General features: G+C 40.3%; 7 protein-coding genes. 4 read left to right on the forward strand and 3 right to left on the reverse strand.

The genetic code is table 11. The annotated features are described in order from the left end of the window. Window positions 1-2: 2 nt before the first annotated feature. Genes gspE through gspC form a run of 3 tightly spaced genes read right to left on the reverse strand, consistent with a single transcriptional unit; the run spans window position 3 to window position 4,589 of the window. Window positions 3-1,568 carry a type II secretion system ATPase GspE gene (gene gspE / locus PX700_RS20500; protein ID WP_479521762.1) on the reverse strand — a complete coding sequence of 522 codons (1,566 nt, stop codon included), beginning with the start codon at window positions 1,566-1,568 and terminating at the stop codon, window positions 3-5. Further along, complete coding sequence (gene gspD / locus PX700_RS20505) at window positions 1,561-3,624, reverse strand: type II secretion system secretin GspD (protein WP_479521763.1); 2,064 nt, start codon at window positions 3,622-3,624, stop codon at window positions 1,561-1,563. The genes gspE and gspD overlap by 8 nt, the downstream gene beginning before the upstream one ends. A gap of 23 nt (window positions 3,625-3,647) precedes the next feature. Next, a complete protein-coding gene (gene gspC / locus PX700_RS20510; RefSeq protein WP_479521764.1) occupies window positions 3,648-4,589 on the reverse strand; it encodes a type II secretion system protein GspC in 942 nt (313 codons plus the stop codon). A gap of 208 nt (window positions 4,590-4,797) precedes the next feature. Between gspC and hslR the strand changes: the two genes are divergently transcribed. From hslR to PX700_RS20530, 4 genes are all read left to right on the forward strand, one after another. Further along, window positions 4,798-5,220 (forward strand): ribosome-associated heat shock protein Hsp15, encoded by a 423-nt coding sequence (hslR, locus tag PX700_RS20515; RefSeq protein WP_479521765.1) that lies wholly within the window; start codon window positions 4,798-4,800, stop codon window positions 5,218-5,220. 12 nt (window positions 5,221-5,232) lie between these two features. After that, entirely contained in the window at window positions 5,233-6,078 is an 846-nt protein-coding gene (hslO, locus tag PX700_RS20520) for an Hsp33 family molecular chaperone HslO (RefSeq protein WP_415638792.1), read from the forward strand. A 267-nt stretch (window positions 6,079-6,345) separates the two neighbouring features. Then, a complete protein-coding gene (locus PX700_RS20525; protein ID WP_415638806.1) occupies window positions 6,346-7,884 on the forward strand; it encodes a phosphoenolpyruvate carboxykinase in 1,539 nt (512 codons plus the stop codon). Window positions 7,885-8,066: 182 nt separating this feature from the next. Continuing rightward, window positions 8,067-9,176 carry a PepSY-associated TM helix domain-containing protein gene (locus PX700_RS20530; RefSeq protein ID WP_479521766.1) on the forward strand — a complete coding sequence of 370 codons (1,110 nt, stop codon included), beginning with the start codon at window positions 8,067-8,069 and terminating at the stop codon, window positions 9,174-9,176. Window positions 9,177-10,750: the final 1,574 nt, after the last annotated feature.

The following is a 10,750-nucleotide window of genomic DNA, read 5'->3' on the forward strand; positions in this document are numbered from 1 at the left end:
AGTTAGCCTTCCTCACGGGTAACACGCAATACTTCTTCAAGTGTTGTTTTACCGGCAAGTACGCGGCTACACCCATCTTGGCGAATACTTGGGCTGCGCTTACGAATGTATTTTTCTACGCTTTGCTCACCTTTACCGTTGTGAATCATTTCTCGTATTGTTTCATCAACTACAAGTAACTCGTGAATACCCGTACGACCACGGTAACCATTAAAGTTACACTCTTCACACCCTACTGCTCGGTAGATTGTAGGTTGGCTTTCAAAAGGAGTGCCTAACAGCTGGCATTCATGCTCATCAGCTGTGTGACCTTCTTTACAGGTATTACATAATGTACGAACTAAACGCTGCGATAACACACCGAGTAACGACGATGAAAGCAAGAAAGGTTCAACACCCATATCTTCCATACGTGTAATGGCACCCGATGCAGTATTAGTATGCAGAGTAGACATAACAAGGTGACCGGTAAGTGACGCTTGAACACCAATTTGCGCAGTTTCAAGGTCGCGTATTTCACCCACCATTACTACATCAGGATCTTGACGTAATATTGCACGTAAACCGCGTGCAAATGTCATATCAACTTTTGCATTAACTTGTGTTTGGCCTATGCCTGGAATTTCATACTCAATAGGATCTTCAACGGTAAGAATGTTACGATCGCGTGAGTTAATTTGGCTCATACCTGCATACAAAGTGGTACTTTTACCAGAACCTGTTGGCCCTGTTACCAAAATAATGCCGTGAGGTTTACTAATTAGATCTGAAAACAATGCACGATTTTCTGCGGTCATACCTAAATCTTCAAGGTTTAAACGCGCGTTGTTTTTATCAAGTAAACGCAGTACCACACGCTCACCAAAGCTCGATGGCATTGTAGATACACGCACATCAACTGCTCGTCCGGCAATACGTAAACTAATACGACCATCTTGTGGAATGCGTTTTTCGGCTATATCAAGCTTAGCCATTACTTTAATACGAGACACAAGTAACGATGCAAGTTTACGATTAGGCTTAAGTACTTCTTTAAGCACGCCATCGACCCTAAAGCGAATAACAAGTTCTTGCTCGAAGGTTTCGATATGAATATCAGAAGCCCCTTCTTTAATAGCTTCGCTAAGCATGGCATTAATAAGCTTGATGATTGGAGCGTCATCGTCACCAGCTAGTAAATCTTCAGTTTGTGGGAGTTCATCAGCAAGTGAGAATAAATCGACCTCGTTACCAATGTCTTCCATCATTTGCTGTGTTTCAGAGCTATCACGCTGGTATGACGCTTCAAGCAATAGCTCAAATTTATCATCACCTAACTGCTCAAGTGTAAAACCATGGCCAGCGATACGACGTACTTCTAATAGCACTTCTGCATTTAGCTCACCACGGTAGTAAACTATGCGGTTATCTTTGTTTTTACCAAGTAGCACGCCAGCGCGCCTTGCATACGAAAACGGTAACCGTTTTGCTGGTAACTCAACTAACACATCACTGGTTAGTAGCTCATCCTGATTATGCGTTTGAGGATGAACCACATCTTGGTTTATCTCTTGAATCGCATTAGTCATCTTCACGCTCTTTTGCATTTTGTTTACGTAAAGAATCTTCATATGTAGGAGGAAGTACTAATTCGTCATTCCACTCAGGTAAAATAGGCGTATCAGTCATTGGCATTAATTCAATACCATCTTCTTTTTGCTTAAACTGCTCACCACGAATAAAGTTATATTTGTTGAAGCTTAACTTATTCATGCTTACACCATCACGAATAATGGTTGGGCGAATAAACACAATAAGATTACGCTTACGGCGCGTTGTATTTGTTGATCTAAACAAGTGACCTAAAATAGGGATATCGCCTAATAACGGCACCTTAGAAACACTTTCTTGTACGTCTTCATCAATTAAGCCGCCAAGTACAACCATACCGCCATCATCGGCCATTACCGTTGTTTTAATTGAACGTTTATTTACTGAAATATCAACCGCAGTGGCACCACTTACGCTCGATACTTCTTGCTCAATTGTAAGCTGTACTGCAGAGCCATCATTAATCTGTGGTGTAACAACTAGTTTAATACCAACTTCTTGACGCTCAACTGTTTGGAATGGGTTAGCATTGTTACTACCCGTTTGTGAGCCTGTAATAATAGGCACTTCTTGACCTACTAAAATAGATGCTTCTTCGTTATCCATTGTAGTAATAGACGGTGTAGCCAAAATATTTGAATTTGTGTCGGTAGCAACTGCTTGAATAATTGCACCCCAGTCATTTTTAACAACGCCCAGCGCTAAACCATTAATGCCACTAAGTAAAGAGGCTAATGGACCATAGTCACCTTCTGTTGTTTCCGTATACGGCGTTACCGTACCTGACTCAGTTCCTATTATGTTTTTAGTAACCGTTACATCTTGTGCTTGCTCAGCGGCAACAGCTAATGAACCAACGGGCACCGTAGTACCATTATTAAACTGCAGCATACCGCCTTGCTCAGAAATCCACTGCAGGCCTAAGTTAACCCCGTCACCTTCCATTACTTCAATAATAATGGCTTCAACCAATACTTGTGCACGGCGAATATCAAGACGCTCAATGACTGACTCCAGTGAGCGCATTGTATCCGGCTGCGCAGTAATAATAAGTGAGTTTGAATCTGGGTGAGCTTCTATACTGCTTTCGTTGTTACTTTTGCTACGGGTTTTAGTTGTGCCGCCTTGCGCATCTTCAACCAGTGACTTACTAACGCCTTGCAGTACTTTTACTAAATCTTCAGCTTTAGCATAATTTAGGTAAAACACCTTGGTATTACCTTGGCTTTCTAATTCGCCATCTAAGCGCTTAATAAGCTCTATGGCACGTGTACGTGCTTGGCCTTCACCACTTACAATAACGCTATTAGTTCGGCCATCAGCGACTACTTTAGGGATTAAAAACTCAGGTACGCTGCCTTTGCCGCTGTCTTTATAAATATTGTCTACCACAGAGACAACATCATCCGCTGTTGCATATTTTAGCTTAACGATGTCTACACGCTTGTCACCCGCCTGATCAACAGAGCGAATAATTTCAACTAAGCGATTAACTGATGCAGCATGACCCGTTAGCATCATTACATTAGCCGCGTTAAAGTTAGCAACATGGCCGCCATCTTTTTGGTCGCTAAACTGACGAACTAAAGGGCCAAGCTCTTGTACACTTACATTTTTAACGCGCACAACACGTGTAATCATCATGTCGCCGCTAGCTTCATTACCGTCGGTAATAAGAGGTACATTTGATTTTTTGGCGTCTGAGCTTTTCTCAACTTTAATTATGCCATTATCCATTTCAACAGCTGAGTAGCCATAAACTTCTAATACATTTAAGAAGAACTGATAATAAAGCGCTTCGTCCATTAACTCATAACTGCGAACATTTACTTTGCCGCGCACGTTAGGGTCAATAATCACCGTTTTATTAAGGTTTTTACCAACAATATTAATAAACTCGTTGATATCAGTGCCTTTAAAGTTAGCAGCATATTCAACAGCAGAAACAGACAAAGAAATACTTGCCGCCAAAAAAAGTGCCGCGTACTTAGCTAACCCTTTTTTAATTTTTTTGAGGTGTAGCACCTGAACCATTGTATTAAAACTCCAAAGCTAAATTATTGCAGACTAAATTGCACATCAATTTGTTCACCATCACGTTCTATAGTGATATTGGCATCTGTACTATTACGCAGCTCGTTGATAGCTGACATAGCCTGTTTTAAATCTGTTAATTGATAGCCATTTATAGAAACAGCCAAATCGTTATTTTTTAATCCCATTTGCTTAAACAGTTCAGGCTCTTTACCTGGACTTAAGCGATACCCAATTAGCTCACCGTCATTCATGGCTTGTGAAACACGTATATAGTCAAATAATTTACCCGGTTCTTCTAGCAGCTCTTCACGTGTTTCTATAATTGCTTCTTTCACGTCAGGATCGGCGGTTGCATCTATTTGCATCTCACTTTGTTCAATTAGTTGTGGGCCCATTTCAACATCATCGCGAGCAGCAAGTACGGGCATAGATACTTTTTTACTAAAATCGAGTCCATCAAGCATTAATGTTTCAAAGCTTCCATTAACACCCAAAATAACACGATCAGGCAGTATCTGTGCTACTTTAGCTCGCGTACCCGATACTACTTCTTCAACTAGATAGCTTACTTGCTTACCTTGTGACTCAATAATTGCTATGCCTGCTTTATCATCGTTATTAACCGCTACAATACCGGTTAAGTTTATACTTAAGCGCGTTTCTGGCGCATTATTTATAACCTGCGATTGCTTTGCAGTATTATTGTTGTTTGTTACATTTTTTTTACCAAATAAGAATTGCTCAACAATATGCTGTGCTGAGTTATTACTCGCACCAGATGACTGATTAGCATAATGAGTAGGAGTAAGTAGAGATACGGGTGGTTTCGGCCACAAAATCCAAACAAGTTTTGATAATATAAATGCAATATAAACAACAACTAACAGTGTTACTAACGCACTTAACTTAGCATGCGGTAACCGCGTTAAAAATTGTTTTAGTTGTTGGATTTGCTGTTCCATAAATAGTGTTCTTATTTTAATTTACTGCGTTAGCGCGTACCCATAGTACCCTTTCATTTTTCTTTCAACAAGCACACTAATATTAAACTTTGTAAACAGATTAAATTAACTTTACATCTGTGTATAAAAAACGAACGGCTGTTGTAATACCTTCATCCTACGATGATTTCATGATAAATTTTAAGCTATAAAACGTGGGGAGCACCTTATGAGTAAAAAAAGTAATGCTAATACTAACTCAGACCATGCGGATGAGTTAAAAGTTCGATTAGATAAATGGTTATGGGCTGCGCGATTTTATAAAACCCGCGCCGTTGCGCGTGAAATGGTGCAAGGCGGCAAAGTACATTATAATGGCCAACGTACAAAAGCGAGTAAAATAGTAGAAGTTGGCGCAAAGGTAAAACTTGCCCAAGGTGTAGATGAAAAGCTGATAACTATACTTTCTGTGCTTGAAAAACGCCAAAGCGCCCCCATTGCACAGACCATGTATCAAGAATCTGATGCCAGTATTGCTAAACGCGAAGAGAACAGCATCGCACGCAAAAATAACAGCTTCTTTGCTCCTCATCCGGATAAAAAACCGGACAAAAAACAAAGACGCGAACTTTTAAAAATGAAATCAAGTTAGGTATAGCCGCTCATGCAACAAGATTTACTTCACCGTTATTTATTCAACGAACTAGATGTTCGTGGCGAACTCGTGCAAATCGAGAGTGCTTATAATGAAATGATTGCCGACCATAATTATCCAGAGCCAGTTAAAGCATTGCTAGGTGAGTTACTCGTTGCGACCTGCTTACTAACCGCCACATTAAAATTTGAAGGTGAAATTGCTGTACAACTTCAAGGCGATGGCCCTGTTAAATATGCAGTTATAAATGGCGATGACAAACAAAACATGCGTGGCATTGCACGCCTGCAAAGCGAAATTACGGGCACAACTGTAAAAGAGCTTATTGGTCAAGGCTATATGGTGATTACTATTACGCCAAACAAAGGCGAGCGTTATCAGGGTATAGTGCCACTAGAGCACGATACCCTTAGTGAATGTATTGAAAGTTACTTTGAGCAGTCAGAGCAATTGAAAACACGCCTTTGGTTTGCAACCGACACAACAGAAGGTAGCGCAAAAGCATGTGGCTTATTTTTACAAGTACTTCCAGTTGATAAACAAAAATCAATTGAAGACTTTGCACATCTAGAAGCATTAAGTAACACAATTAAAGATGAAGAACTATTACACCTTGATGCTAATACTGTCCTTACACGCCTTTATCACGAAGATAATCCTCGCGTATTTGAACCTCAAGCGATTAAATTCAAATGCGGTTGTAGTCGTGATAAAACAATTACTGCACTTGTTAATATTGGGCAAGAAGAACTACTTAAAGATGTAACCGAAAAAGGGTCTGTTAATATTAATTGTCATTACTGTTTAAAAGAGTATGTTTTTAACGAACAAGATATAAAAAGCATTTTCAACTAAATATTCAGCTTCATCTATATATAGTAATTAAAGCCGCAAAATATGCGGTTTTATATTATAAAAAGATGATACCGGTGTCATCTTTTCTGCTAATTTCATGACACCGGTATCATTGAAATTATTCATGTTTTTTCTTAAATATATGTGTTTTTAGAGGCTTTACGGGCTCGAATATCTTAAAACCTTCTGTTACTATAATTTCAGTTTAAGGGCACTGATAACCCCAGAGCTATCCGTTCAAACTCTCACACATAGTTAGGTATAAACATGACTACAGGCGCTACACGTTTTGTCGATTTAACCGCAGCTGAACTTGTCGAGCATGCGATCCGCCGTGGCGAAGGTACTTTAGCCGCAAATGGTGCTTTTGTTGCAATTACAGGAAAACGAACTGGCCGTTCACCAAAAGATCGTTTTATTGTACAAGAAGCTACTACTCAAGATGACATTCAATGGGGCAATGTTAACCGCCCGTTTGATGCAGACAAATTTGACGCTTTATGGGCTCGCGTAGAAGCACATGTTCAAAGTAATGACCACTTCACCTCTCACCTAGAAGTTGGCGCAGACCCTGAACATTATCTACCTGTAGTAGTAACTACAGAAACAGCGTGGCATCATATTTTTGCCAAAAACATGTTTATTGAACCACAAAACTATAACGCCTCAAACTTACCACAATGGCAAGTAATGAACGTTCCTTCGTTTGTATGTGAGCCAGAACGTGATGGCACTAACAGTGATGGCACCGTTATTATTAACTTTGCAGCGCGCAAAGTATTACTAGCAGGTATGCGTTACGCCGGTGAAATGAAAAAGTCGATGTTTTCTGTACAAAACTTCCTACTTCCAGCAAAAGGTGTATTACCAATGCACTGTTCTGCTAACGTTGGTGAAGCAGGCGATACAGCATTATTCTTCGGTTTATCTGGTACAGGTAAAACAACACTTTCAGCAGATCCAACTCGCTTTTTAATTGGCGATGACGAACACGGTTGGGCACCTGGCAGCGTATTTAATATTGAAGGCGGTTGTTATGCTAAATGTATCGACCTTTCACAAAAGAATGAACCTGTAATTTGGAACGCAATACGCTTTGGTACTATTTTAGAAAATGTAGTGCTAGATGAAAAAGGCGTTCCAGATTTTAACGATACTAGCCTTACCCAAAATAGCCGTGCAGCATATCCACTTGAACACGTTGAAAAACGTAAAGTAGAAAACCGCGCGGGCGAGCCTAAAGCTGTTGTATTTTTAACCTGTGATGTAAGCGGTGTATTACCACCGGTTTCTATTCTTAGTGAAGAAGCCGCTGCTTTTCACTTTTTAAGTGGTTACACAGCTAAAGTTGGCTCTACTGAAATTGGTTCTACTAGCGATATTGAATCAACTTTCTCTACATGTTTTGGCGCACCATTCTTCCCACGTCCTGCAGGTGTTTACGCTGAACTTCTTATGAAGCGAGTTCGTGAGTTTGGCGCTAAAGTATATCTTGTAAATACAGGCTGGACTGGTGGCCCTTACGGCACAGGTAAGCGCTTTGATATTCCGACTACTCGCGCAGTAGTTGATGCAATCGTATCTGGTAAATTAGCGGGTGTTGAAACTCAACACATTGATGTTTTAAACCTAGATGTACCAGTAGCCGTTCCAGGTGTAGATACTAACTTACTTAATCCGATTAATACTTGGGAAGATAAAGCTAAGTACAATGAATATGCAGCAAAGCTTGCCGCTGACTTCACTGAAAACTTTGCTAAGTACGACGTATCAGACGATATAAAAAATGCAGGACCTAAAGCTTAAATAAACTTTAAGATTGTATTTTAACGCCAGCCAAGGGCTGGCGTTTTACTTTCTAAATACCTAACTTAATAAGTGCGACAAAATGCCGCACAACTTATATCAAAAACCATATAATATACCGCATAATTGATCACTTCCTAATGCCCAATAAATCAGCATTACCCATCACGGCTATTTAATTGATGACACCAAAGCTTTCATGGCGAAAAACCTCAAGACGGTTACATTTATACTTAGGGCTCTCGGTAGGCGTATTACTCACTATTATTAGCATTTCTGGCTCCGTATTAGTTTATTACCCACAAATAGACTCACTGTTAAATCCAATTGATCACACTACTGCCGATACAAAATCACCTAATTGGGATAAAGCATACAGTACGTTAAGGAAAAATTTCCCTACAAAGCTTGGGCCATGGCGATTAGAAAATACAGGTATGAATTCAATTGTACCCGCACGCTACTACAATCCTATAGAAAAAAAAGAGCAAGCTTTTGCTCCCTTAATGGTTTGGCTATCTAGTAATAGCGATGAAGTAATACGCAAAGACTACTGGGGGGAATATCTAGTAACTTGGATGTACAACCTACATTTTTCATTACTAACGGGAGCGACAGGCACACTTGTTGTCGGCTATATAGGTGTAGCCTCATTAGTTCTTCTTATTTCTGGGTTCTTTGCTTGGCTTCCAAAGTCTGGGCAGTGGATAAAGTCACTAAAGTTTAAATCTCGTAGATCTAAAATAGGTTTGCTATACGACTGGCATAAACTAATTGGATTAAGCTTCTGCGTGCCATTATTAGTTCTCACTGTTACAGGTGTTATGCTCGCTATTCCAAAGCAAACAAATCCTATATTAACAACCCTAATTAGCGATATAAGCTCACCTCTAAGAACAAAAATACAACCGAGTAAACAACCCAATATTCTCTTATCGCAAGCAATACTCATAGCTCAAAAAGCATTACCCGGAGCACGTTTAGCTTGGGTGGAAACACCATCAAACTTAAATGCCATTTATAGATTTAGATATCAGACTAGAAATGATCCTTCTTATCGCTTTCCACATAGCTATATAGAGGTAAATGCCCTTACAGGAAAGTTAGAAACCGTGTTTAATATAGATAAGCAAAGTACGGCTAGTAAAATTAAAAACTGGATACACCCTCTACATGACGGCAGCATTGGCGGTAACATTTTAAAAGTCATTTGGATATTGAGTGGCTTTGGATCTGCAGCATTGTTTTTTATTGGAGTGTATAGATGGTTAGTTAGAACCAATAGAATATAAAATAAACTTTACGCCAATCCACCCAGTTAAATGATCTATTTGAGGACAAAAATTTCTTTATTTCGTTGTTCTCGTCAATTACTCCTAAATTGCTCAACCTTTAGTCTCCATGCAATCGTATATCAGAAATTATTAACGCAATTAGCGTCAAGTTCAATCCACCAAATTGATTAGATATTATTGCCGATTAGTATACTTATCAGGTATGTGTATTTATTCTGCACGCGCTAAAACGGTAGTTAGTTACAGATGTAATGCGGTAAATCACTTAGGTAAACTTAGCGCACAATAGTTCCCGCCAATTAATTGCTTACTAGTGTCTGTAAATAAGGCTATATACCTAATGGGAATGTCTAATAGGCTACTAAATAGTTAGAGCAAGGCTCTTTACAATGTGAAGCCTGCGTAATGTCACGATACCCACAGTGGTGGAGAGTCACGTAGCAAATGCTACTTTATTGGCCGACAGGGATTTTGTTGTGATTTTAGCGTCGGGAGTTGCTACGCTCGCCCGCCCTAGGTGATGGGTGTTGATGTAGTGTGTTAATTGTGCGTATTTCACTTTTCTGCAGACGTAAAAAAACCCGAATCGTTAGATCCGGGCTTTCTACAGTGTGGAGCTTGTGTAATGTCATAGTGCCCACAGCAGTAGAAAGTCACGTAGCAAATGTTAATTTATTGGCCGACTGAGATATTAAGGGATTTTGTTGTAATTTTAACGTCGGGAGTCGCTGCGCTACGTGATGGGTGTTGATGTGAGTGTATATTAATTGCGCGCATTTACTTTTTTGTAGACGTAAAAAAGCCCGAATCGTTAGATTCGGGCTTTCTACAATTTGAAGCCTTGTAATGTCGTGGTGCCCACAGCGGTGGAGAGCCACATAGCAAATGCGACACACTCTTTGTGTCGGGGCGGCCTGCCGCGAGACTCGCCTTCAAGCTGTTTTGTTTCACTACTGAGTTCGGTATGTGCTCTTGGCTATTTATTAAATTCCAGATAGCAAAAAACCCGTCACATTGCTGTAACGGGTTTCTACAATTTGAGGTCGGTGCGCTACGCAGTAGGATGTCGTAGTGCCCACAGCGGTAGAGAGCCACATAGCAAATGCTACACTATCTTTGTGTCGCGATATGAGTATGTGTTAATTGCGCGCATTTCACTTTTCTGCAGACGTAAAAAAGCCCGAATCGTTAGATTCGGGCTTTCTACAATTTGAAGCCTGGTAATGTCGTGGTGCCCACAGCGGTGGAGAGTCACATAGCAAATGCTACACTATCTTTGGCCGGGGCTCGCCTTCGAGCTGTTTTGTTTCACTACTGAGTTCGGCATGGGGTCTTGGCTATTTACTAAACCCCAGACAGCAAAAAACCCGTTACATTGCTGTAACGGGTTTCTACAATTTGAAGCCTGGTAATGTCGTAGTGCCCACAGCGGTAGAGAGTCACTTAGCAAATGCTACTTTATTGGCGTGCAGAGATATTGAGGGATTTTATTGTGATTTTAACGTCGGGAGTCGCTGCGCTCGCCCGACCTACGTGATGGGTGTTGCTGTGAGTGGATGTTAATTACGCAT

Source organism: Pseudoalteromonas sp. TP27, assembly GCF_056470645.1.

Bases quoted from the DNA above. Each gene is read 5' to 3' on its own strand.
- gspD (WP_479521763.1), bottom strand. From the start codon at position 3,624: ATGGTTCAGGTGCTACACCTCAAAAAAATTAAAAAAGGGTTAGCTAAG.
- hslR (WP_479521765.1), top strand. From the start codon at position 4,798: ATGAGTAAAAAAAGTAATGCTAATACTAACTCAGACCATGCGGATGAG.
- gspC (WP_479521764.1), bottom strand. From the start codon at position 4,589: ATGGAACAGCAAATCCAACAACTAAAACAATTTTTAACGCGGTTACCG.
- gspE (WP_479521762.1), bottom strand. From the start codon at position 1,568: ATGACTAATGCGATTCAAGAGATAAACCAAGATGTGGTTCATCCTCAA.
- hslO (WP_415638792.1), top strand. From the start codon at position 5,233: ATGCAACAAGATTTACTTCACCGTTATTTATTCAACGAACTAGATGTT.
- PX700_RS20530 (WP_479521766.1), top strand. From the start codon at position 8,067: ATGACACCAAAGCTTTCATGGCGAAAAACCTCAAGACGGTTACATTTA.
- PX700_RS20525 (WP_415638806.1), top strand. From the start codon at position 6,346: ATGACTACAGGCGCTACACGTTTTGTCGATTTAACCGCAGCTGAACTT.